We start from the raw sequence: 21,852 nt of genomic DNA, 5'->3' as shown, positions 1-21,852 counted from the left end.
ATAAAGGAGATTTATATTATGGATAAACAACAAGTATTAGAAATGTTAGTAGAGTTATGCGAGGACGATATCATTTTAGAAAACCAAGATATCGATTTATTTGAAGAAGGACTTCTTGATTCATTCGGTACAATTAATTTATTAGTGGAAATTGAAAGCCGTTTTAATATCTCAGTACCAATTACTGATTTCAACCGTGAGGAATGGAACACGCCAAATCGTATTGCAGCGGAATTAGCTGAAAGACAATGATTAAGAAAGGCTTTCTATCATTATTAGTTGCTTTTGCTCTTTTTGCCGCCTTTATATTCTTCCCTAATTCCTGGATACAAGCTTGGATTTCAGATAAAGATGTAGAGCAGGCAAAGACTAGTATGTCTCCGTTAGTGTTCCAAGGGATGTACTTCCAGGAGCGGATGTTGCAGGAGCCTAATACAATGCCTTTATACGGCTCCTCAGAATTAAACCGTTTTGATCCTTTCCACCCTTATAATTATGCTCGAGCGACAAATGCTCCGTATACGACATTTATGGTCGGGCGTGGTGGAATGCAGTCTATTACACACTTTTTAAATTTTGCTGCACAGGAAAAGAATTTAAAGGATAAGAAAATTGTTTTCATCATTTCCCCACAATGGTTTACGAAAAAGGGAATGAATGAATTACATTTTTCTCCTAACTATTCGATGTTGCACGCTTATGATTTAGCATACAATAAAGACATTGACGAAGATCTTCGAAATCGAGGAATGAAACGCCTGCTTGAATTTGATACTGTAAACCGTGATGACCTGCTAAGAACAATTTATGAATATAAATTATCTGGTGGTAAGGAAAAACCAATCATCGGGCGACTTGCAATGATGGCCGGCCATATCCAAAAGGCACTTTTAGAGAAAAAAGATTTGTATTACTCTCTATTCCCTCGAGAGGGAAGTAAGTTAAAGAGCAATGACAAACTAGTTGTAGATCAAACGTTTGAGCAACAACTACAAAATGCCGAAAAATATGGCGAAAAACGTGTTTCCAACGATTTAATGATTGAAAACAAATTTTATAAACGTCTTGTAAATGCTAATATTAAAAAGTTTGAAGGAATGCGCAAAAAAGAAGATTATACGACTTCACCTGAATATGAGGATTTACAGCTTGTAATTGATATTTTAAAAGATGCTGGTGCAAAGCCTCTATTCGTTTCTATTCCAGTAAACGGTCATTGGTATGACTACACTGAATATCCTGCTGATCGTCGTGAAAAATATTACGAAAAAATGAACCAAATGTTGACTGATAATGGTGTTCCATTTGTTGATTTCTCAGGCCATGACTATGATCCTTATTTCATTATGGATACGATTCATATTGCATGGAAGGGCTGGGTATATCTAGACCAAGAGCTAGACAAATATTGGGCACAGAAATAATAGTGCATGGTTCTCGTTAAAAGAGACAGTCTAAAGTGTTAATCACTGAAGACTGTCTCTTTTTTATCTTTGAGGGCAAATGCAATGTTTAGAGCTTTTTTACGCAGCGGCAGTGGCAACATAAGCGGAGGATGTAGTTCACTTTTTATTTATTGTAACGACGATTCAATCACCTTCACAATTTGTTGTTTGGTATGGCTCAAATAGTTTCTTTTTTTAGAAGAAATTAATAATCCTATAGACATTTTGGGATCAAATCCATTAACCTTCAATGATATATTACTTTGTTCTAAACTAGTTCCCCTAGGGATAATGCCTATTGCATTTCCAAAAATCATTTGTGGAATGAGATGTAATGCACTACAACTGTAGATTCTATTAAAAGATAAATTGTTTTCTGATAAAAAAGCATTTACAGATTGGGAATAATAACAACTACTCTCTCCAATTAAAATAGGGTAGTTTATGATATCTAATATTTCAACAGACTCTTTTTCTAATATTGGATGTTGAGGATTGTTTACAATAAATTCAATTTCTTCTTTACAAAGTGGAGTGAAATTCATATTGGAACTTTTTTGGTTGTTTCCACAAACAGCAAAATCAATCTTATTTTGATCTATCATTTGTGATAAAAGCGCTGTATGTCCTACGACAAAATCACAATGTATGTACGGTTTTTCATTGTTTAAATATTTTAATATAGACGGGATTAATCTTTTGGCTACAGATTCTGATAGCCCTATTTTTAATGCTCCCTTCTCCTCTTTGCTTATTCGTTGCGCTTGAGTTATTGAATAATCCCAATGCATTAACAAGTTATCTACTTCCTCTACAAATAAAATACCTTCATCTGTTAACCTGGCATCCCACCCTCGTTCAAATAAAAGAAATCCAAGTTCCTTTTCAAGTTTTTTTATATGTGTTGTCACGGTTGACTGAGCATAGTTTAATTTTTTTGCCGCAAGTGAAAAAGTTCCTTCTTCGACGATTGTTTTAAAAGTATTTAACTCTTTTATTTCCATTTTAATACCTCATCTTTATCGGTTTTATTGATAATAATGTTATTTATTTTCAATTATACAAATCAAAATCATGGAAGTAAAATAAAGTTATAAAGAAAGGGAGTGAATATATATGCCGTTTGTCCATATTTATTATCGAGAAGATCTATTGAGTAAAGAGGACTTAAAAAAGGTGAGCAATAGTATTCATCACTCATTAATTGAACATTTTAATGTTCCGGAAGATGATTATTTTCACATGTGTTTACCCTACCCATCTAATCAATTTTTTTATGACCCAGATTATCTCTTAGAAGGGGAGAAAAAGAGAACCGATAAAATGATACATATTTCCATTACATGTGCTCCGGGAAGAACAATAAATCAGAAAAGGAATTTATATAAATCCATCTCGGAAGTTTTTTTTCATCATTTAAAAATCTCTACAACTGATATTTTTATTACATTAAACGAGTCACCAGCTGAAAACTGGTCATTTGGTCAAGGGATAGCACAAATGGTTAATACGAAGGAGGAAAAATATAGTGAATGATCGTATCGAATCCAATATCCCCCAAAAGATGAGGGATATTGCCCCTGATTTTGTTGATTACAGTGAAAACATATTATTCGAAAAAGTATGGAGAGATCCTTCGTTAACATCAAAAGAAAGAAGTTTATGTACACTATCTTCTCTAATTAGTATTGGTAATACTGAACAACTACGATTCCATCTACAATTGGCTAAAAAAAATGGAATCAATGAAAAGGAAATTATTGCTTTGATAACACATTTAGCCTTCTATGTTGGATGGCCTAAAGCAGCTGCAGCATTAAACGTAATACTAAGTAATAAATGACTCTATGGTATCACTTTAAAAGTGCCTATATAACAGGGAACGCTATTAAATGTAATCTGAATGATAGAAATAATGATATAAAAGAGGTGGAAAACTTTGTTTAAAAATAAAGTGGTATTGGTAACTGGTGGTGCAACAGGAATCGGGAGTGCAACCTGTATAAAGCTATCTTCTCTAGGCGCTAAGGTGGTTGTAAATTATTCAAAATCATTTCAAGAAGCACAGGATACTTACAATCAATTATCAAATCCCGGGATGTTGTATCAGGCAGATATTAGTGATGAACGTCAAGTGAAAGAAATGATTCTAGCTTGTATTCAAAAGTTTGGAAAGTTAGATTATCTCGTTAACAATGCTGGTATTACGCATCAATTAGCTATTGATAATTTTGATGGGGCAACTGATGAAATCTGGGATAAACTTTGGAAAACAAATGTTAAAGGAACATTTTACTGTATTAAAGCAACAGTACCTTATTTAAAAAAAGGAGAAGATTCAGCAATTGTTAATGTTGGAAGTGTAGCAGGCATAACCGGCTTAGGCTCCTCCGTCCCATATGCAGTAACAAAATCGGCTGTTCATGGATTAACAAAATCACTTGCGTTTTCGCTAGCACCAGACATAAGAATTAATAGTATTGCTCCCGGTGCTGTTGGTACAAGATGGTGGAAGGGAAATGAAGAAAAAATGGAAGCCCTAGCTGGAAATATTCTATTGAAAAGAATTTCCACACCTGAGGACATTGCTGAAACCATTTGTTATACACTTCTTCAAAAGTCACTAACAGGACAAATCATAACAGTAGATAATGGTCAAACTATGTAAGAATAGATTACCTTAATTATTGAAAAGATGTTTACTGTTTGTAATAATCCATCAGTAAACATCTTTTTGTGGCTTCAAAATATAAAATAGAATATCGCATTACTCGAACGATTTGAGCAATATGCATTAAATCATGAACAACCCACGTAGAAAGTAATTCTCTTACTTCCCTTCTCTGTTCAATTACCAAATGAAAAAAGTCTAAGTTCTTCAGCATCATCGGAAAACTGGATTAATCTCTCAAACTTCAAACCTACTTTTTCGAGTAGCTTGGCCGAAGCTTCATTATCTTGAGATGTGATAGCTACAATACGATTTAACCCTAGTATATCTATACCATAAGCCAATGTTGCTGAGGCTGCTTCATAGGCGTATCCTTTTCCCCAATATTTAGGTAGAAAAGCGAAACCAATATCCACATCTTCTAAAGACTCTCTTTTTACTAAACCACAAATTCCAAGGGGGACTTGATCTTCTTTTCTTTCAACTAAATAAAGACAAAATCCAAATTGCTCATACATGCGATTTGGTCCATTTTCTATATATTCACATGCCTCCTCCACTGTTCTCACACCGCGATCACCAATGAACTGCAACCAAGAAGGATCATTCACTAGCTCAAGGATAAAATCTGCATCATCTGTTGTTTGTAAGCGAAGGGCAAGTCGTTCTGTTTCAAAAATTTTCATAGTCATTCTCCTTTCAATATTGTTTCTCTATTTTCTAAGTTTGTTCTCTAAAAGTAATGTATGTTTTACTGATGAATTAAATATATAATAACGGGCTAAGCTTTGCACTTGCATACCTTTCCTCAACCCGCCCGAGCAACAAAAAAAATCGCCTCAAAAGTATTTGTATACCTTTGAGACGATCTTCGTGAAGCTATAAGTAATAGCTTATTTTAAGTTATAGAAAGATTTTAAACCAAGGTACTCAGCTGTTGAACCAAGTTGGTCTTCGATGCGAAGAAGTTGGTTGTATTTAGCTACGCGGTCTGTACGTGATGGAGCACCTGTCTTGATTTGACCAGCGTTTGTAGCAACTGCGATATCAGCAATTGTTGCATCCTCAGATTCACCAGAACGGTGAGAGATAACTGCTGTGTAACCAGCGCGTTTTGCCATTTCGATTGCTTCAAATGTTTCTGTTAAAGTACCGATTTGGTTTACTTTGATAAGGATTGCATTACCAACACCTTGCTCAATACCAGCTGCTAATTTTTTCGTATTTGTTACGAATAGATCGTCGCCTACTAGTTGTACACGAGAGCCAATACGATCTGTTAATAATTTGTGTCCTGCCCAGTCGTTTTCGTCTAAGCCATCTTCAATAGAGATGATTGGGTATTTATTTGTAAGCTCTTCGTACCATTCAACCATTTCTTCAGAAGTTTTGACAACACCTTCACCTTCTAAGTGATATTTGCCATCTTCTTTATTGAATAATTCAGATGAAGCAACGTCCATTGCAAGTTTTACTTCTTCACCTGGTTTATAGCCAGCTTTTTCGATTGCTTCTAAAATTACAGTAATGGCTTCTTCGTTAGAACCAAGGTTTGGTGCGAAACCACCTTCATCACCTACAGCTGTATTATAGCCTTTAGCTTTAAGTACTGCTTTTAAGCTATGGAAGATTTCAGCACCCATACGTAATGCATGACGGAATGATTCTGCGCCTACAGGCATTACCATGAATTCTTGAATGTCCACGTTGTTGTCAGCGTGAGCGCCACCATTAATGATGTTCATCATTGGTACTGGTAGTTGTTTTGAGTTAAATCCACCAAGATATTGATAAAGAGGTACATCTAAGTAATCTGCCGCAGCATGTGCAACTGCCATTGATACACCTAGAATGGCGTTGGCACCTAGTTTACCTTTGTTTTCTGTGCCGTCTAGCTCGATTAAAGCTTTGTCGATTACTACTTGATCAAGTACTGAGTAGTTACCTTCTAGCTCTTGAGCAATAATTGTGTTTACATTTTCAACTGCTTTTAATACACCTTTGCCTAGGTAACGAGATTTGTCACCGTCGCGTAATTCTACTGCCTCGTATTCACCTGTAGATGCACCTGATGGTACGATTGAGCGTCCAAAAGCACCTGATTCTGTAAATACTTCAACTTCTACCGTTGGATTCCCACGTGAGTCTAAAACTTCGCGCGCATAAATTTGTGTAATAAATGGCATAATTAATTCTCCTCTTTTTCAATTAATGATTGACCTGTCATTTCAGAAGGTTGTGACACCTCTAATAATTCTAACATGGTTGGCGCCAAATCGGCTAAAATGCCACCATTTCTTAACATTAAATTCGGTTTTGTCACAATTACTGGAACAGGATTTGTTGTATGAGCTGTCATTGGATTCCCCTCTAAAGTAAGAACTTCATCAGAGTTACCATGGTCAGCTGTAATAATAGCTGCGCCACCTTTTGCAAGGATTGCATCTACTACTTTACCAAGACATTCATCTACTGCTTCAATAGCCTTGATTGTTGGCTCTAACATTCCGCTATGCCCAACCATATCTGGGTTAGCGAAATTAAGAATAATGCCATCAAATTTATCAGCTGCAATCTCTGCAAGTAATGCTTCTGTTACTTCATAAGCACTCATTTCAGGTTTTAAATCGTATGTTGCAACTTTTGGAGATGCAATTAAAATACGCTCTTCCCCTTCAAATTTCTCCTCACGACCACCACTCATAAAGAATGTAACATGTGGATACTTTTCTGTTTCTGCAATACGAAGCTGCGTTTTGCCATTAGAAGCTAACACTTCACCAATCGTATTTTTTAAGTTGTCGTTTTCATACGCAACTTGAGCATTTACTTCATCACTGTAGTGTGTGAATGACACAAATTTTAAATTCTTTGGATGTTTAGCTGATAAAGCAAAACCATCAAATTCACTATTTGTAAACACTTTAGACAGTTGAATCGCACGGTCAGGGCGGAAGTTGAAGAAAATAACTGCGTCATTATCGTCAATTGTTGCCACTGCTTCTCCATGCTCTTGAACGCTAAATGGAATTACAAACTCATCTGTTACATCACGCTCATATGATTCAGCTACACCACTTGCTGCGCTGTCAGCTGTTTGACCAACACCATCTACTAGTACATTGTACGTAAGGGCTACACGATCCCAGCGTTTATCACGATCCATTGCATAATAACGACCATGAATAGAAGCGAATTTACCTACGCCAATTTCCTTCATTTGTTTTTCAGTTTCTTCAACATAGCCTAAAGCTGTTGTCGGTCCAACATCACGACCATCTAAGAAACCATGTACAAAAACTTCGTCTAAGCCTTGTTGTTTTGCAAGCTTTAATAGTGCAAACATATGCTCATAATGGCTATGTACGCCACCATCTGAAAGTAAGCCCATGATATGAAGCTTAGATTGATGAGCCTTAGCATGTGCTATTGCATCCAAAAATGCTTTATTCGTAAAGAAATCTCCTTCACGAATAGATTTGTTTAAGCGTGTTAAGCTTTGATAAACAATACGTCCAGCACCGATATTTAAGTGTCCAACTTCAGAGTTCCCCATTTGACCATCTGGTAACCCTACCGCTTCACCTGCTGCAGTTAAGGTTGAATGTGGAAACTCATTCCAAAAATAATCGAAGTTAGGCTTGTTTGCTTGTGCTACTGCATTTCCGAAAGTTTCGTTGCGAAATGCAAAGCCATCTAGAATAATTAATGCTACTGGCTTTTTAGGCATTTGCTGCCGCCTCCAATAATTTTAAATATGATTCTGGTTGTAAACTTGCACCACCGACTAAAGCGCCATCGATATGCTCTTTTGATAATAATTCCTGAATGTTCTCAGGTTTTACGCTACCGCCGTATTGAATACGTACAGCATTTGCCGTTTCAGCATTATATAATTCCTTCACTACCGCACGAATTGCTCCGCATACTTGGTTAGCATCTTCTGCTGTAGCCGTTTTACCTGTACCGATTGCCCAAATAGGTTCATAGGCGATCACCATATGCTCCACTTCTTGTGCTCCAAATCCAGCAAGTGCTACTGTAATTTGATGAGCAACCTTTTGCTCAGTAGTCCCCGCTTCACGTTCCTCAAGCGTTTCGCCACAGCAAATAATAGGTACAATATTGTGCGCTAGTGCTGCTGCAACCTTTTTATTGATTGCTTCATCTGTTTCATTATAATATTCACGTCGTTCAGAGTGTCCTAAAATAACATAGTCTACTTCCACGCTTGCTAGCTGAGCTGGACTAATTTCTCCTGTGAATGCACCTTCGTTTTCATAATGCATCGTTTGTGCACCAATCGCTAGCTCAGATTCACTAGCAACTTGCACAAGTGTAGGTAGGTAAAGTGCTGGTGCACAAACAACAGCGTCTACTTTATCATTTGAAGGAAGTTTGTCCTGTACCGCATCAACAAACTGAATAGCCTCTTCAAATGTTTTATACATTTTCCAGTTACCTGCAATAATTGGTTTACGCATCATTCTTGCCTCCTATGTTTTTTATTCATTAAATCAATTATGCCTCGGCAAATTGCGTCCGGAATCGGCTTTGTGCTTAGGCCTGCGTGATGTAGGTCAGTTAGCCGTTATCGCATGGATGCGATGATTTTAGGCTAACATCCTATAAGCACTCCTTTCCGATTCCGTGACATCCGCCGGAGGCTTTAGGCCAACAGATGTTTTTTGTGCGAAAGCGCAGTGCAACGTAGCGTCAGCAACACGAAGTTGGTCACTCAGTCGTGTGTTGTTGCTGTCGCTTCGCTTTCGCACAGATAAAACCGTGTTGCTGTCGCTTCGCTTTCGCACAGATAAAACCGTGTTGCTGTCGCTTCGCTTTCGCACAGATAAAACCGTGTTGCTGTCGCTTCGCTTTCGCACAGATAAATTGCCACAGGACGTGGCGCTCTTAGACTGAGTTCCTCTATTTCAGCGGGTATTAAGACACCTACTGAAAGAAGTTAATGTTTTACTTATCGTTTAAAGCCACAATTCCAGGAAGCTCTTTTCCTTCCATTAATTCAAGTGATGCACCGCCACCTGTAGAAATATGGTCCATTTTATCGGCAACTTCAAATTTCTCTACTGCTGCTGCAGAATCTCCGCCGCCGATTACTGTATAACCAGCTGTTGTCGCCATAGCGTCAGCTACAGTTTTTGTACCATTCGCGAATTTATCCATTTCAAAAACACCCATTGGTCCATTCCAAATGATTAATTTAGAATTTTTAATAACTTCTGCATATTTAGCAGCTGTTTTCGGACCAATATCTAAGCCCATCCAGTCCGCTGGAATAGCGTCTACATCTACAATTTGTGTTTCAGCATCTTTTGAAAATTCGTTTGCGACAACGGCATCGATTGGCATATGTAATTGCACGCCTTTTGCCTTTGCTTTTTCAATAAAGGATTTTGCTAAATCGATTTTATCTTCTTCTAATAAAGATTTACCGATATCATGACCTTGCGCTTTAATGAATGTGAATGATAAACCACCACCGATAATTAAGTGGTCTACTTTCTCTAATAAGCTTTCAATAACACCAATTTTGTCTTTAACTTTGGCACCACCGATAATCGCTGTAAATGGATGCTCCGGGTTAGACAATGCTTTACCTAGCACATCTAATTCCTTTTGCATAAGGAAACCAGATACTGCTGGTACATGCTTGGCGATTCCTTCAGTTGAAGCGTGTGCACGGTGAGCTGCACCGAACGCATCATTAACATAAACGTCCGCTAATTTTGCAAATTGTTCAGCTAATGCTGGATCATTTTTCTCTTCTCCAGCGTGGAAGCGTACATTTTCAAGTAAAATCATGTCGCCATTTTGCATGTTTGCAACAGCTTCTTCTACCTCTTGACCAATTGACTCTTCTAATTTTGTAACGGGCTTGCCCATTAATTCAGCTAAACGTACACCTACTGCAGTTAAGCGCATATCCTCTTTTACTTCACCCTTTGGACGTCCTAAGTGAGAGGCTAAAATTACTTTGGCACCTTGTTCCACTAAATATTCAATTGTAGGAATTGCTGCTCGAATACGTGTTTCGTCAGTAATCGCACCATCTGCCATCGGTACATTAAAATCAACACGTACAAATACGCGCTTACCTTTTACATCAATATCTTTCATCGTCTTCTTATTTAACATGTAGAAACCCCCTTCAAAGTTTTTAGTCGTGAATTTTCTGGATTCACCCATCTTGGCTCCTCACATCATTCACTTAACTGTATTAGATAAAAATAGTTGGTCCATCATTACATAGGATTGATTCTGTTTAACAAGCTTATTCAGCTAATATCATCCAGCACCCAGTCGGAGCGGAAATCAACCCACGTTATGGTGAAGTACCCTTTTACTTGCTTTTATAGTAGCAAAAGTCACGTTCTATGTCTTGCAATTACATAAGCAGTCACGTGACCGCCTTATATTACGTATAAAAAAGGAGTAAGGGTAAATTTCCCTTACTCCCATTACCCTTGTATATTATATCTTCTAGATATTATAAAGGCTATACTTTTTGTGCGCAAAAAGCTGTATTATGTCACACTTTTTACTTAAGTTATCGAATTATGACACTTATTTAGTGTTTAATCCTTTTTCCGCGATATATAAAGCTAAGTCCATTAAACGAGTAGAGTAACCAATTTCGTTATCATACCATGCTAGTACCTTTACCATACTATTTTCTAATACCATTGTAGAAAGACCATCTACAGTTGAAGAGTTGTGGTTACCATTGTAGTCAATTGAAACTAATGGTAGTTCATTGTATCCTAAAATACCTTTAAGCTCGTTTTCTGAAGCTTCTTTTAATGCAGCATTAATGGATTCTTTCGTTACTTCTGCTTTTAGCTCCACTACTAAGTCAACACATGAAACATTCGGTGTCGGTACACGCATAGAGAAGCCATCTAATTTACCTTTTAATTGAGGTAATACTTTAGAAACTGCTACTGCTGCACCTGTTGTTGTTGGAATCATTGACACTGCTCCAGCACGTGCACGACGTGGGTCAGAGTGCGGGAAGTCAAGGATACGTTGATCGTTTGTATAAGAGTGAATTGTCGTCATCATACCACGCTCAATTCCAAATTTTTCATCAAGTATTTTTGCAACTGGTGCTAGACAGTTCGTTGTACAAGAAGCGTTTGAAATGACATCATCTGTTTCAGGGTTATAATCCTCATGGTTAACACCCATAACAAACGTTGGCATATCACCCTTCGCTGGAGCTGAAAGAATAGCTTTTTTAGCACCCGCTTGAATATGCTTACCTACTTCTTCCATTGAGCGGAATCTACCTGTACATTCAAGTACTACATCTACACCTAGTTCACCCCAAGGTAAATTTGCAGGATCTTTTTCTGCATAAACTTTAATGTTTTTTCCATTTACTACGAAAGAATCGCCGTCTGCATAAACATCAGCATCGTAGATACCGTGTACTGAATCATAAGTTAATAAGTGTGCAAGCTGACCTGCATCTGTTAGGTCGTTTACTGCAACCACTTCAAATTCATCGTGCTTCATAGCTTCACGAAATACTAATCGTCCAATACGTCCAAATCCGTTAATCGCTAATTTTAATGCCATTGTCAATTCCTCCAATATTGTTTAAATAATTAATTTTGCCTCGGACATTTATAATATCCGCAATTGGCTTTATTCTCATTCAGAGAGTGTTGTTGCACCCACTGAAATACGAGTTCCAAGTTAATTTATTAAGAAGATAAACTTTCGGCGATAGCTTTTGCCGCTACCTCATCCGTTATAAAAATGGTTTGCTTTGGTGCTACCTTAAAATACGATAGCATTGCCTTTACTTTTTGTTTACCAGCAGCAACTGCAATGACTTGCTTACTTCTTTGCACTTGCTCAAACTGAATACCGATTGTTCGAATCCGATGTACAATTTCGCCTTCTGCATTGAAATAGTAGCCAAATGCTTCACTAACTGCACCCTTTTCTTCGAGTATCCGTAAATCCTCAGGCGACGAATTACGCCGAACAGCCATTTCCTCTGCCGAGCCAATACCATGAATAACACAATCTGCATGATCATAATAATTCATCATTTCAGTGACCATTGGCTCTGCTAACATTGCATGATAGGCCTGCTCACTTAAATGCTCCGGTAAAAACAACGTGCGATACTGTGCATCCATCTGCATGGCAAATGCCGAGACAAGTGTATTGGCTTGCATTTGCATTTCATGTCCAATACCCCCACGAGCAGCAACAAATGTGATGTTGTGTGAATCAGCTGGATGCAAAAATTGCGCAAGTGATGCAACCGACTTACCACCAGTAACAGCTACGATTTGACCATCAACGCATGTTGACATAAATTGTTGCGCTGCCTCTTTTCCAAGCAATGTTAATATCGTATCGTCTTCATTGTAATCACCTGGAACAACAATTACATGCTGTAAGCCAAAATGGTTTTCCAGTAATTTAGCTAGCTGTGTAAGGCCAGACCATTCATAGACTAGTGTTCGAAGCTTATCAATAACTACTTCGCCTTCGTCTGTACATACCATACCCGACTTTTGAGAATCTAATAACCCTTGCTCACGTAAAATATCCGTTTCTTTACGAATTTCTCGTTCGGTCATTTTAAGTGAATCTGCAAGTGTACGACGCCCAATTGGCTGCATCAGCTGAACCGTTTGTAAAATACGATATCTCGATTGTAGAAGCGGATACATTTCTGGAAGTAGCCTTTGCTGCGCCTCAGGTACAGAAAACATATTCATCTACTCCCTTTTCAATAGATGTGGGTTACATTTAGTCCCACTACACAAAATTATGTCCCACTTACAACTTCATTATAATACTCTTTATAAATAAAGTAAAGTGACAAAAAACCTGTTTAATTTACAATAAAGCTGTTTAAAAAATAATAAAACCGTTTAGTAAGTGAAAGAATTATTAGACGTGAAATCAAGCTCTCAATTATTCAATTATGAAAGTGTTGAATGGAATGGAACAGATTTACAGTTTGTTCGTAATAATAGATAATAGGATATATCAGAAAAATAGCTAGCTTACATATACACAGGGAGGGTTTCAAATTGAAGAATTCTACGAAAGCATTAGAGTGTCCAAAATGTGGTGGGAAGGAATTAGGGAAAGGAAAGCAAAGTGGATATGGAGTAATCCATCCTGAAAATAAGATGAGTATAGGTTCAGCTGTTGAATATATTATTTGCACAGAATGTGGATTTATAATCGAAAGCTATGTAAAAAAACCTGAGAAATTTAAGGGAACACTTTTTTGAGGGAAAATTGTAAATAAAACTAAATAGAAAGTTTCGTTATTAATATGCCGGAATTAGAGTTCGTTGTATTTCATTTTAAGCATAGTGGCCTAATTGTGGATACGCTAAGGTTTAGATGAGCTTTTTTCACAGAAAGACAGACAATTGCAATAAGAATTAATTGGTGATTGGTGATTGGAGTGGAGGCTGGGCGACTCCTTGGGGATCAGCGTCACAGAACAGATGAGACCCTAGAGCGAGCAACGCGAGTGAAGCGGCTCATCGGACGCCCCCAGGAAAGCGCCCAGCCGGAACGGAAATCCCCCCACGTTATGGTAGTGGGTCTGATTACTCTAAATATCGTGTATAGTAACTAGCATTAAGAAAAAACCCGTAACCAAATTGTCATGGCTACGAGTTTTTGTTAGCTTATTTTGTGTAAGATAAAATTGCGTTTTTCTTAAATCCGCCTAAAGCTTTTGTTGCTTCACTTTTATTTGTGTATTCAAAAATACGAACGTCCTTTTTCTCAAATACTGTAATAACCCACATTGTAAAATCTCCCTTCAACTATATGTTTTTGTAATATAACAACCACTAAAAATGTGATACTTTTGATAAACTGTTTTATAACAACCTCTTACTGATTCCTATTCTACTCCTATTTTCCGAAAAATAAAGCCTAATGTGAAGGTCTTCACAAACTGTTCAAATTCTAAACGTTTTCATTGAACAATTTGTGAATTGTGGTTATTATCACTGAAAATCAGGGTAAAAGTAACATCCTCTGAAGGCTTTAGGCCACAATGTATTTTGCGCGAAAGCGTAGCGGCAGGTTCAGATGTTTGATCCCCCCGCAGAAAGAAAATAAAAAAATTCCGCTCTATCTTCACCGCCACATACATAGCAGGAAAAATGCGGAACTTTTTGGATTCACTTAATGTTTTGTTTCATTAAATGAGCGATTTGCTGCTCATTGTTATGTTCAATTTCTTCTAATTTTTGAATTACTAATTGCTGTCTTTCATTAGAATGATTCTGACTTAACTTCTTCTTACCTTCCATACTTAAGTTTTTTATTTTAAAGCCCTGAACTCCTTTATTTAAATTGCTTACAAGCCGCTCATCTACCTGAGTTAGGCTATATGTGCTGTTCGGATGTTCATATTTTTTAATCATGTTGTTAAAGGAGTTCAATAATTCCTCATCGTTTTCAATAAGCTCGATTTCTCCATAAACATGTACTGCTACATAATTCCATGTTGGGACAGCTTGATTTGTTTCATACCACGATGGAGATATGTAGCAATGCGGCCCATGAAATATTGCTAAAACCTTTTGATTTTCAATATCCTTCCATTGAGGATTCCCTTTTGCAAAATGCCCAATTAAGCAGTCCTTTGTATCATTCAACAATAACGGGAGATGTGTAGCAACTGGTATTCCTTCATGAGTTGAAAAGAGTGTTGCAAAACCGTTCTCCTGAATCACTTCTATCAATCGGACATTTCCTTCATTTTAAAAGCCACTGGTATGTACATTTAGCAGATCCCCCTTTGTTATTCGCTACACAAATGCTCCATAAGCGTTGCGTAATCCAAATTGCCGTATTGTATCACTCGCCCATCCTTTTCTACTACCGGAATCATTAACATATACTTTTCATGTATGCTCTCGTCTTCTTCAATATTAATAATTTCAATATCGAAATTTATATCCTCCTGTACAAGCTTTAATGTAAGCAGTCCATCTACACAAAGTCCACAATTATCTCGACTAAAAAATTTCACGTTCAACTACAGCACCTCCCTTAAGAGCTATTATAAAATGAAACAGCTATTTATAAGCAAGAAAGTGTAAAGCCCTTACAAAAGCCACAACAAAAATGGCTCTGATTTCCCACTCTTAAAACTTTGGTTTCTTTTTGGGCCTCTAATTAGAAAAGACTGTGCAAGATACTTCTTACACAGTCTTCTATCATATTATTTTTTTCAGGTGGCTATCTAAGTTAAAATTTCCGACTTGCTCCTCCACCAGCAGATGAGCCGCCTCCAAATCCGCCAAAGCCACCGCCCCCAGAGCCGCCTCCTCCGAAACCACCCATAAAGCCACCAGGAAAACCGCCACGTCTACCAGAACGTGGTCCTCCTCCTCTACCGTTAGAACTAATTGAATAAACAATAAGTACGATGATAACGATTAATATAAACATCCACGTTGGCATTCCTTCATTATCGGCTGTATTTTTAGGCATTTCTCCATCCCAATTGTATTCTTTCGCAACAGTTTGAAATACTTCAGCGTACGTTGCTTTAAATGCCTTATCAATATCCCCATCACTTGCATTTGGATAAAACGCTGTATCTAAAATGCGCCCCAACTTGCCATCAGGTAATGCTCCTTCGAGACCTTGACCTACAGCAATGACGACATCATTATTGCCATCGCCCTGCCCAAATGTTGCTAATATCAAAACACCATTATTTTTTTTTGCATCGCCAATACCCCATGAACGAATCATTTTTGTTGCATACATTTTCGGTTCTTCTCCATTTATAGTATCTACTGTTACAACCATAATTTCAGCACCTGTACCTTTGTCTAACTGCTCTGAAAAATTATTGAGCTCTTCCTTTACGGATGTAGATAACGCATTGGCAAAATCATGAATATACGTATTTTTCATCGGTGTCAGCATTGTGGCATCAGCAATTCTTGTAGATAGAATAAATATGATACTAACAATTGCAAGTTGGATTATAAACCGTTTCATTATTGTTTACCTGAACTGCTAAAATCTATAGATGGCGCTTTTTCAGCACCCGCAGTTGCTTTAAAGTATTCTTTCTGTTCAAAACCAAATATCCCTGCAATTAAATTGCCCGGGAAACGTTTGACCGTTTTATTAAAAGCCTGCACTTCATTGTTGTAATCTTCTCGGGCAACTGCTAAGCGATTTTCTGTCCCAGCTAATTCATCCATTAATTGACGGAAATTTGCATCTGCCTTTAAATTCGGATAATTTTCTACGACTACTAGCAATCGACTTAGTGCTCCGTTCAAGGCATCATTGGCAACCGCCTGTTCCTTTGGACTATGTGCACTACCCATTTGTGCACGTGCATCTGTAATGCTAGCGATTACTTCTTTCTCATGGTTGGCGTATCCTTTTACAGATTCCACCAAGTTCGGAATCAAATCATAGCGACGTTGTAGCTGATTTTCAACCTGAGCCCATTTCGATTCTACGCTTTCCTCAGCCGTTACAAGACTATTGTATTTTGGAATAAATAGTAAGGCCAGTATAACTAAAATAATAACGAATATTCCTATAGGTCCAAATATTTTTTTCAATTCTAAACCCTCCTTCGCTTTCTTTTAGCTACCATCCATATTTTGGCGATAAGCCTTTCTTTTTTCTTACCACTAATGTGCAGGAAAAAACATCTCTATTCTAAATATATGCAAATACATTAATACCGTATGAAAATTGTCTAACGTGCCATACTTAATACTGTAACAAACTATGATATTTAGGAGGCGCTTTTTTTGACACAATCGTTTCATAACGAATCATCAAACCAAACATCATTTAACCAACAACAAAGCCTAAATCATGGTGGACATGAGCAAATGGACTTGCATGAAACAATAGGTGCAATCATTGCTTGTATGAATCAATCTATTGTTTTCCGTCCACATGTTAAGGACACAGAGTTGCTAAGCATTTTGGATCGCCAATATAATTTCACATTAGGTATGTATAACACAATTGTGGAATCATATACCACAGGTCATGATCCATCTGTTCCAACAGGTCGCTATCAAATGGAGACAGGAAATGATTTCAAATACGGACTACAACCTGGCCAACCTAAAAAGCCAATGCAGAATGCAAATGAGCTCAGCGATGAATGTATTTCTGGCTTCTTACTTGGCGCTCAAAAAGGTATAGCAAAAGCCATGACTGCTTCAGCAACAGAAACTACAAACCCTGTTGTCCGACGTGTTGTTGCAGATAGTATTCCCAACTGCATTGAAATGGCATACGAATTATCTATTTACCAAAATATGCATGGCTACTATCAAGTACCTCAATTTTCTCAACAAGATATGCAAACGATGCTTAATGCATACGGCACTACAACAAATCCCCTTCATTAATTATAAAAAACAAGAGCAGTCCCAGTGTGATCGTAATCACATACGGGACTGCTCTTGTTCAAACTATAAAACTTTTCCTAAAAATGCTTTCGTTCGTTCATTTTGTGGATTACCGAAAATCTCTTCCGGCGATCCCTCTTCGACAATATAGCCACCATCCATAAAAACAACACGATCTCCAACTTCACGAGCAAAGCCCATTTCATGTGTTACTACTATCATGGTCATACCTTCAGCCGCTAAATTTTTCATTACATCTAATACTTCTTTTACCATTTCGGGGTCTAGTGCCGAAGTCGGCTCATCAAATAAAATAGCCTTTGGTTTCATCGCTAAGGCACGGGCAATGGCAACGCGTTGCTGCTGACCGCCCGAAAGCTGCTCAGGATAGTTATAAGCCTTACTATCAAGACCAACCTTTTTCAACAGCTCATGTCCAAGTGCTTCTGCTTCTGTCCTACTCATTTTACGGATTTGCATCGGAGCCATCGTTACATTATCGATGACTGTCATATGCGGGAATAAATTAAACTGTTGAAACACCATACCTACTTCAGCTCGAATAGCATTAATATTTGTTTTTGGCTCATTAATTTTTACATTCTTGATATAAATTGCACCATCTGTTACGTCTTCTAGCATATTGATACAACGTAAAAATGTACTTTTCCCTGAGCCTGATGGACCTATAACACAGACAACTTGCTTTTCCTGTATTTCATAATCAATGCCCTTTAACACTTCCAGTTTGCCAAAATATTTGTGTAAATTTTCAATTTTAATCATCGTGCTTCCCGCCCTTCTGCCTTACGAGGGACATAGCTATTACTAAGTCGTTTTTCGATAAACGCTACAATCTTTGTTACACCATACGTTAAAATTAAATATAGTAACGCCGCAACTATATATGGTTCCCAAAAACGGTAGCTAGCTCCGGCCACGATCTTACTTGCATATAAAATATCTGGTGCCGCAATAACTGTTACTAAAGATGAATCTTTTAATAAAGCAATAAATTCATTGCCTAACGGTGGAATCATACGTCTAAAAGCTTGTGGTAAAATAACTTTTCTCATCGCTTGGTTATGCGTTAAGCCAAGAGAACGCGCTGCCTCCATTTGTCCTTTAGCAATACTTTGAATACCTGCGCGGAAAATTTCTGCATTGTACGCCGCACAGTTTAAGATAAGCGCCGTAATCCCTGAAACCATATAGCCTAATGAATGTCCAAAAATTGTCGGTATCAAAGCTAAGTGAATTAATAAAATTTGTACGAGCATCGGTGTCCCACGGAATAAATCTACATATAGCTTACATGGCCAATAAATCCATTTTCTAGTCGATAATTTCCCAAGTCCTAAAAATAGTCCTAAAAGGATTCCACCAAAATAACCACTAAGCGTTAAAATTAGCGTCACACCAATACCACGTATAAACATATCACGGTAGTTCCAGACTATGTCCCAGCGTAAGTCAAAGATGTCCATCCGAAAACCCCACTTCCCCTTTAAAAATTAAATGAGGAGTTGCCTAAAAGGTCCCTCATAAGAAATTTGTAAATAGTAAAAATCCGCATCAGTGTACTCCAGTCGTAAAATCAGTTTTACACCATCTCAGCTGGGTCTTGTCCTCTATTTCACAGAGGAGTCTGCGCTAATTTTTACCTTTTTTCAATATATAGAATTTCTTTTAGGACAACCCCTTCATAAAGTCGTTTATTACTTAAAGTCTATACCTGTAATTTCTTTTAATTTTCCGTTCTCTTTAATCTTTTTCAGACCTTCATTTAACTTATTTAAAAGCTCTGTATTCCCCTTCTGAACCATAAATCCATAGTATTCTTTTTCAAAAGCATCATCTTCGATAACTTTAAGCTTCTCCGTTGGGTGAGCTTTGATATATTCATAAATTACCGCATTATCACCAATCGTCGCATCTACGTTGCCATTTAACATTTCTTTGATAGCAACTGGCTGATTTTCAAACGCCATAATATTTGGACTTGAATCACCTTGTAGCTTTTTCGCAGCTTGATGGCCTGTTGCATTAATTTGTACTGAAATCTTTTTATCTTTTAAATCTGCTAACGATTTAACCTTAGAATCTTCTTTTACAACAATTAATAATTGAGATTCAAAATATGGATCTGTAAAGTCAAAAGTTTCCTTACGCTCTTCATTTACTGAGATCCCTGCTGCACCGATATCTGTTTCACCATTTTTAACCGTTTGGAATACAGGCTCCCATCCAATATTTTGCCATTCTACTTCAAAGCCCATTTCATCTGCAATCGCCTGCAAAATATCAACATCAAATCCTACAACATTTCCTTTATCATCAAGTGATTCGAATGGTGCAAAAGTCGCTTCTGTCCCTACTTTATAAACTTTCTTACCATCTCCAGATGATTCGCCACCCGATGATGTCTTTTCTTTCGCACCACAACCCGCTAGAGCTAGCGCAAATGCTGCTAAGACCGCAAGTAACACAGATAAACTTCTTTTCATATCTACTCCCCCTAATTCGATTTTTTCCGAAACACGATTAATATTTTATTAATTCGGAAATATTAGACTATTAGGTCAATTATAGTGACATTAGTCTCTTTAGACAATATCATTTTGCATAAAAGTAATTATTATTTAATAATAATTTATTCAAATCAGTTTTATGTAGTAAAAATAAGCTTAATAAACCAAAAATAACATAAATAATGAATATTTATACATCCATTAATTATGCTAAAGTTAGATATTTTTACAAAAAAAAAGAATCCCCTCAGATAGGATTCTTTTTCTTCGACTAGAATAACTAGTCCTCACGTACAGTATGTTCACTAAAAAATAATTTGGAGTTGTTGCTTTCTTGAAGGTTTGAAAGGAACAAATACGGGAATAATGCCTACTAGGCAATATTACCATTATTTTTCCTTCTCATTTCCCCACTAAGCAGGCTGCTAAACTACTTATTAGGAGAATTGAGTTATTAAAGTATATCAAATAATCAGTAAAATGGCGCCCTCGGAGGGAATCGAACCCCCAGTGCAAGAACCGGAATCTTACGTGTTATCCATTACACCACGAGGGCAATTAAACAAAAAAAAAAGTACTCACCCTAGGCTTTACGAAAAAGCATGATGTAGATAACCCTCATGTGAAGCATACCTGCAAAATAGTGTACTGTACTTTAACTTATGACCTTATCAATTATACAAACGTATGGCTCATATTTCAACTATAGAATGCAAAACATTTTAACTTTTTTTATCTTTATTCAATTAGTGTCAAAATACCTAGAGAATATAGACAATCCTCCAGCGGATGTCACGGATTTTTAATTATGCGAGCACACTGTTTATCTGTGCGAAGAGGGCGTCCTCAGCATTCTCTATCGGCGTGGAAGCGAAGCGACAACGGTAAATGTTTTTGCAGCCAAGGCAAAGGCAATGCGTCAGCGGCAAATGTTTTCTGTAGCGAAAGTGATGCGCCCAGTTACATTACTGCAAGGTGAAATTGATTTAAATTATTTTACTTTAACAGGGTTAATATTTGACCTTCCCTGACTATAATGTGTATGATAAGGATACAGCTGAAATACAAAGGAAGTTTTCAGCAAAAGTAACCGAATTTAGTTTTTTAAGGAGGATTTAACATGAATTTAATTCCTACAGTTATTGAACAAACAAGTCGTGGTGAACGTGCCTATGACATCTATTCACGACTACTAAAAGACCGTATCATCTTATTAGGAAGTGCAATTGACGACAACGTTGCTAACTCAATTGTTGCTCAACTTCTATTCCTACAAGCAGAAGATCCAGAAAAAGATATCCATCTTTACATTAACTCACCAGGTGGATCTATCACTGCAGGTATGGCAATTTATGACACAATGCAAATTATCAAGCCACAAGTACAAACAATTTGTATCGGAATGGCAGCATCTATGGGTGCTTTCCTACTTGCTGCTGGTGAACCTGGTAAACGTTTCGCATTACCGAATGCTGAAGTAATGATTCACCAACCACTTGGCGGTGCACAAGGTCAAGCAACTGAAATCGAAATCGCTGCAAAACGTATTTTATTCTTACGTGAAAAATTAAATGGAATTTTATCAGAACGCACTGGTCAACCACTTGAAGTCATTGCAAGAGATACAGACCGCGATAACTTCATGACTGCTGAGCGTGCAAAAGAATACGGCTTAATCGACCAAATTATGGAACGCAAATAAAAGTTAAAGGCATCCCAGATCATATCTGAGATGTCTTTTTTTGTTCGATATCCAATGTATGTATGATTTG

23 protein-coding genes, 1 tRNA gene and 1 pseudogene are annotated in these 21,852 nt (G+C 37.3%); 8 read left to right on the top strand and 17 right to left on the bottom strand.

Annotated elements, in window-relative coordinates:
• Positions 1-18: 18 nt before the first annotated feature.
• On the top strand, positions 19-252 hold the full coding sequence (gene dltC, locus JNUCC51_RS15985) for a D-alanine--poly(phosphoribitol) ligase subunit 2 (protein WP_049669004.1): 234 nt from the start codon (positions 19-21) through the stop codon (positions 250-252).
• Positions 249-1,424, top strand: a complete 1,176-nt coding sequence (gene dltD, locus JNUCC51_RS15980; protein ID WP_337988848.1) for a D-alanyl-lipoteichoic acid biosynthesis protein DltD — start codon at positions 249-251, stop codon at positions 1,422-1,424. Before dltC ends, dltD begins: the two co-directional genes overlap by 4 nt.
• A 149-nt stretch (positions 1,425-1,573) precedes the next feature.
• Here the strand turns inward: dltD and JNUCC51_RS15975 are convergent, their stop codons facing one another.
• Positions 1,574-2,449, bottom strand: a complete 876-nt coding sequence (locus JNUCC51_RS15975) for a LysR family transcriptional regulator (protein WP_337988847.1) — start codon at positions 2,447-2,449, stop codon at positions 1,574-1,576.
• 112 nt (positions 2,450-2,561) lie between these two features.
• On the opposite strand from JNUCC51_RS15975, the gene JNUCC51_RS15970 reads away from it, so the two are divergent.
• The 3 genes from JNUCC51_RS15970 to JNUCC51_RS15960 all read left to right on the top strand — a co-directional run bounded on the left by JNUCC51_RS15970 (position 2,562) and on the right by JNUCC51_RS15960 (position 4,113).
• Entirely contained in the window at positions 2,562-2,981 is a 420-nt protein-coding gene (locus JNUCC51_RS15970) for a tautomerase family protein (protein ID WP_337988846.1), read from the top strand.
• A complete protein-coding gene (locus tag JNUCC51_RS15965) occupies positions 2,974-3,288 on the top strand; it encodes a carboxymuconolactone decarboxylase family protein (protein ID WP_337988845.1) in 315 nt (104 codons plus the stop codon). Before JNUCC51_RS15970 ends, JNUCC51_RS15965 begins: the two co-directional genes overlap by 8 nt.
• Before the next feature lie 96 nt (positions 3,289-3,384).
• Positions 3,385-4,113 carry an SDR family NAD(P)-dependent oxidoreductase gene (locus JNUCC51_RS15960; protein ID WP_337988844.1) on the top strand — a complete coding sequence of 243 codons (729 nt, stop codon included), beginning with the start codon at positions 3,385-3,387 and terminating at the stop codon, positions 4,111-4,113.
• A gap of 179 nt (positions 4,114-4,292) precedes the next feature.
• Here the strand turns inward: JNUCC51_RS15960 and JNUCC51_RS15955 are convergent, their stop codons facing one another.
• From JNUCC51_RS15955 to JNUCC51_RS15925, 7 genes are all read right to left on the bottom strand, one after another.
• Positions 4,293-4,802: a GNAT family N-acetyltransferase gene (locus tag JNUCC51_RS15955; protein WP_337988843.1), complete on the bottom strand. Its 510-nt coding sequence runs from the start codon at positions 4,800-4,802 to the stop codon at positions 4,293-4,295.
• A gap of 207 nt (positions 4,803-5,009) precedes the next feature.
• Complete coding sequence (gene eno, locus JNUCC51_RS15950) at positions 5,010-6,302, bottom strand: phosphopyruvate hydratase (protein WP_337988842.1); 1,293 nt, start codon at positions 6,300-6,302, stop codon at positions 5,010-5,012.
• 2 nt (positions 6,303-6,304) lie between these two features.
• Positions 6,305-7,846, bottom strand: coding sequence for a 2,3-bisphosphoglycerate-independent phosphoglycerate mutase (gene gpmI, locus JNUCC51_RS15945; RefSeq protein ID WP_337988841.1), 1,542 nt, complete (start codon positions 7,844-7,846; stop codon positions 6,305-6,307).
• On the bottom strand, positions 7,839-8,600 hold the full coding sequence (gene tpiA, locus JNUCC51_RS15940) for a triose-phosphate isomerase (RefSeq protein ID WP_337988840.1): 762 nt from the start codon (positions 8,598-8,600) through the stop codon (positions 7,839-7,841). The genes gpmI and tpiA overlap by 8 nt, the downstream gene beginning before the upstream one ends.
• Before the next feature lie 487 nt (positions 8,601-9,087).
• Entirely contained in the window at positions 9,088-10,272 is a 1,185-nt protein-coding gene (locus JNUCC51_RS15935) for a phosphoglycerate kinase (RefSeq protein ID WP_337988839.1), read from the bottom strand.
• Between the two features lie 429 nt (positions 10,273-10,701).
• Complete coding sequence (gap, locus tag JNUCC51_RS15930) at positions 10,702-11,718, bottom strand: type I glyceraldehyde-3-phosphate dehydrogenase (protein ID WP_337988838.1); 1,017 nt, start codon at positions 11,716-11,718, stop codon at positions 10,702-10,704.
• 128 nt (positions 11,719-11,846) lie between these two features.
• Positions 11,847-12,875: a sugar-binding transcriptional regulator gene (locus JNUCC51_RS15925; RefSeq protein ID WP_337988837.1), complete on the bottom strand. Its 1,029-nt coding sequence runs from the start codon at positions 12,873-12,875 to the stop codon at positions 11,847-11,849.
• A 324-nt stretch (positions 12,876-13,199) separates the two neighbouring features.
• Here JNUCC51_RS15925 and JNUCC51_RS15920 point away from each other — a divergent pair, with 324 nt between their 5' ends.
• The gene (locus JNUCC51_RS15920; RefSeq protein WP_337988836.1) at positions 13,200-13,406 is read left to right on the top strand and encodes a transcription initiation factor TFIIIB; all 207 of its coding nucleotides are present in this window, start codon (positions 13,200-13,202) and stop codon (positions 13,404-13,406) included.
• A 408-nt stretch (positions 13,407-13,814) separates the two neighbouring features.
• Here JNUCC51_RS15920 and JNUCC51_RS15915 read toward each other — a convergent pair whose 3' ends face one another.
• From JNUCC51_RS15915 to JNUCC51_RS15895, 5 genes and pseudogenes are all read right to left on the bottom strand, one after another.
• A complete protein-coding gene (locus JNUCC51_RS15915) occupies positions 13,815-13,937 on the bottom strand; it encodes a hypothetical protein (RefSeq protein ID WP_269079340.1) in 123 nt (40 codons plus the stop codon).
• Between the two features lie 381 nt (positions 13,938-14,318).
• Positions 14,319-14,926, bottom strand: a pseudogene (locus JNUCC51_RS15910) (FMN-binding negative transcriptional regulator).
• An 18-nt stretch (positions 14,927-14,944) separates the two neighbouring features.
• Positions 14,945-15,181: a glutaredoxin family protein gene (locus JNUCC51_RS15905; RefSeq protein ID WP_134026149.1), complete on the bottom strand. Its 237-nt coding sequence runs from the start codon at positions 15,179-15,181 to the stop codon at positions 14,945-14,947.
• A 212-nt stretch (positions 15,182-15,393) separates the two neighbouring features.
• Positions 15,394-16,158: a TPM domain-containing protein gene (locus JNUCC51_RS15900; RefSeq protein ID WP_337988835.1), complete on the bottom strand. Its 765-nt coding sequence runs from the start codon at positions 16,156-16,158 to the stop codon at positions 15,394-15,396.
• Complete coding sequence (locus JNUCC51_RS15895; protein WP_337988834.1) at positions 16,158-16,739, bottom strand: LemA family protein; 582 nt, start codon at positions 16,737-16,739, stop codon at positions 16,158-16,160. The genes JNUCC51_RS15900 and JNUCC51_RS15895 overlap by 1 nt, the downstream gene beginning before the upstream one ends.
• Before the next feature lie 195 nt (positions 16,740-16,934).
• Between JNUCC51_RS15895 and JNUCC51_RS15890 the strand changes: the two genes are divergently transcribed.
• Positions 16,935-17,549, top strand: coding sequence for a spore coat protein (locus JNUCC51_RS15890; RefSeq protein ID WP_337988833.1), 615 nt, complete (start codon positions 16,935-16,937; stop codon positions 17,547-17,549).
• Between the two features lie 63 nt (positions 17,550-17,612).
• On the opposite strand, the gene JNUCC51_RS15885 is transcribed toward JNUCC51_RS15890, so the two are convergent.
• From JNUCC51_RS15885 to JNUCC51_RS15870, 4 genes are all read right to left on the bottom strand, one after another.
• The gene (locus tag JNUCC51_RS15885; protein ID WP_337988832.1) at positions 17,613-18,335 is read right to left on the bottom strand and encodes an amino acid ABC transporter ATP-binding protein; all 723 of its coding nucleotides are present in this window, start codon (positions 18,333-18,335) and stop codon (positions 17,613-17,615) included.
• The gene (locus JNUCC51_RS15880; protein ID WP_100545909.1) at positions 18,332-19,036 is read right to left on the bottom strand and encodes an amino acid ABC transporter permease; all 705 of its coding nucleotides are present in this window, start codon (positions 19,034-19,036) and stop codon (positions 18,332-18,334) included. The genes JNUCC51_RS15885 and JNUCC51_RS15880 overlap by 4 nt, the downstream gene beginning before the upstream one ends.
• A gap of 231 nt (positions 19,037-19,267) precedes the next feature.
• The gene (locus JNUCC51_RS15875; protein ID WP_337988831.1) at positions 19,268-20,056 is read right to left on the bottom strand and encodes a basic amino acid ABC transporter substrate-binding protein; all 789 of its coding nucleotides are present in this window, start codon (positions 20,054-20,056) and stop codon (positions 19,268-19,270) included.
• 505 nt (positions 20,057-20,561) lie between these two features.
• Positions 20,562-20,636: transfer RNA gene (locus tag JNUCC51_RS15870), tRNA-Arg, on the bottom strand.
• A 564-nt stretch (positions 20,637-21,200) separates the two neighbouring features.
• On the opposite strand from JNUCC51_RS15870, the gene clpP reads away from it, so the two are divergent.
• Positions 21,201-21,782, top strand: coding sequence for an ATP-dependent Clp endopeptidase proteolytic subunit ClpP (gene clpP, locus JNUCC51_RS15865; protein ID WP_049668982.1), 582 nt, complete (start codon positions 21,201-21,203; stop codon positions 21,780-21,782).
• Positions 21,783-21,852 lie beyond the last annotated feature (70 nt).

The organism is Lysinibacillus sp. JNUCC 51 (assembly GCF_015999525.1).
In the GTDB taxonomy this organism is placed as follows: Bacteria; Bacillota; Bacilli; order Bacillales_A; family Planococcaceae; genus Lysinibacillus; species Lysinibacillus xylanilyticus.
This window is presented reverse-complemented; position numbering and strand designations above follow the sequence as displayed.

What these genes read in the sequence shown, in the direction of transcription:
- dltC (WP_049669004.1), top strand. Translation starts at nt 19, where the DNA reads ATGGATAAACAACAAGTATTAGAAATGTTAGTAGAGTTATGCGAGGAC.
- dltD (WP_337988848.1), top strand. Translation starts at nt 249, where the DNA reads ATGATTAAGAAAGGCTTTCTATCATTATTAGTTGCTTTTGCTCTTTTT.
- JNUCC51_RS15975 (WP_337988847.1), bottom strand. Translation starts at nt 2,449, where the DNA reads ATGGAAATAAAAGAGTTAAATACTTTTAAAACAATCGTCGAAGAAGGA.
- JNUCC51_RS15970 (WP_337988846.1), top strand. Translation starts at nt 2,562, where the DNA reads ATGCCGTTTGTCCATATTTATTATCGAGAAGATCTATTGAGTAAAGAG.
- JNUCC51_RS15955 (WP_337988843.1), bottom strand. Translation starts at nt 4,802, where the DNA reads ATGAAAATTTTTGAAACAGAACGACTTGCCCTTCGCTTACAAACAACA.
- eno (WP_337988842.1), bottom strand. Translation starts at nt 6,302, where the DNA reads ATGCCATTTATTACACAAATTTATGCGCGCGAAGTTTTAGACTCACGT.
- gpmI (WP_337988841.1), bottom strand. Translation starts at nt 7,846, where the DNA reads ATGCCTAAAAAGCCAGTAGCATTAATTATTCTAGATGGCTTTGCATTT.
- tpiA (WP_337988840.1), bottom strand. Translation starts at nt 8,600, where the DNA reads ATGCGTAAACCAATTATTGCAGGTAACTGGAAAATGTATAAAACATTT.
- JNUCC51_RS15935 (WP_337988839.1), bottom strand. Translation starts at nt 10,272, where the DNA reads ATGTTAAATAAGAAGACGATGAAAGATATTGATGTAAAAGGTAAGCGC.
- gap (WP_337988838.1), bottom strand. Translation starts at nt 11,718, where the DNA reads ATGGCATTAAAATTAGCGATTAACGGATTTGGACGTATTGGACGATTA.
- JNUCC51_RS15925 (WP_337988837.1), bottom strand. Translation starts at nt 12,875, where the DNA reads ATGTTTTCTGTACCTGAGGCGCAGCAAAGGCTACTTCCAGAAATGTAT.
- JNUCC51_RS15915 (WP_269079340.1), bottom strand. Translation starts at nt 13,937, where the DNA reads ATGTGGGTTATTACAGTATTTGAGAAAAAGGACGTTCGTATTTTTGAA.
- JNUCC51_RS15900 (WP_337988835.1), bottom strand. Translation starts at nt 16,158, where the DNA reads ATGAAACGGTTTATAATCCAACTTGCAATTGTTAGTATCATATTTATT.
- JNUCC51_RS15885 (WP_337988832.1), bottom strand. Translation starts at nt 18,335, where the DNA reads ATGATTAAAATTGAAAATTTACACAAATATTTTGGCAAACTGGAAGTG.
- JNUCC51_RS15880 (WP_100545909.1), bottom strand. Translation starts at nt 19,036, where the DNA reads ATGGACATCTTTGACTTACGCTGGGACATAGTCTGGAACTACCGTGAT.
- JNUCC51_RS15875 (WP_337988831.1), bottom strand. Translation starts at nt 20,056, where the DNA reads ATGAAAAGAAGTTTATCTGTGTTACTTGCGGTCTTAGCAGCATTTGCG.
- clpP (WP_049668982.1), top strand. Translation starts at nt 21,201, where the DNA reads ATGAATTTAATTCCTACAGTTATTGAACAAACAAGTCGTGGTGAACGT.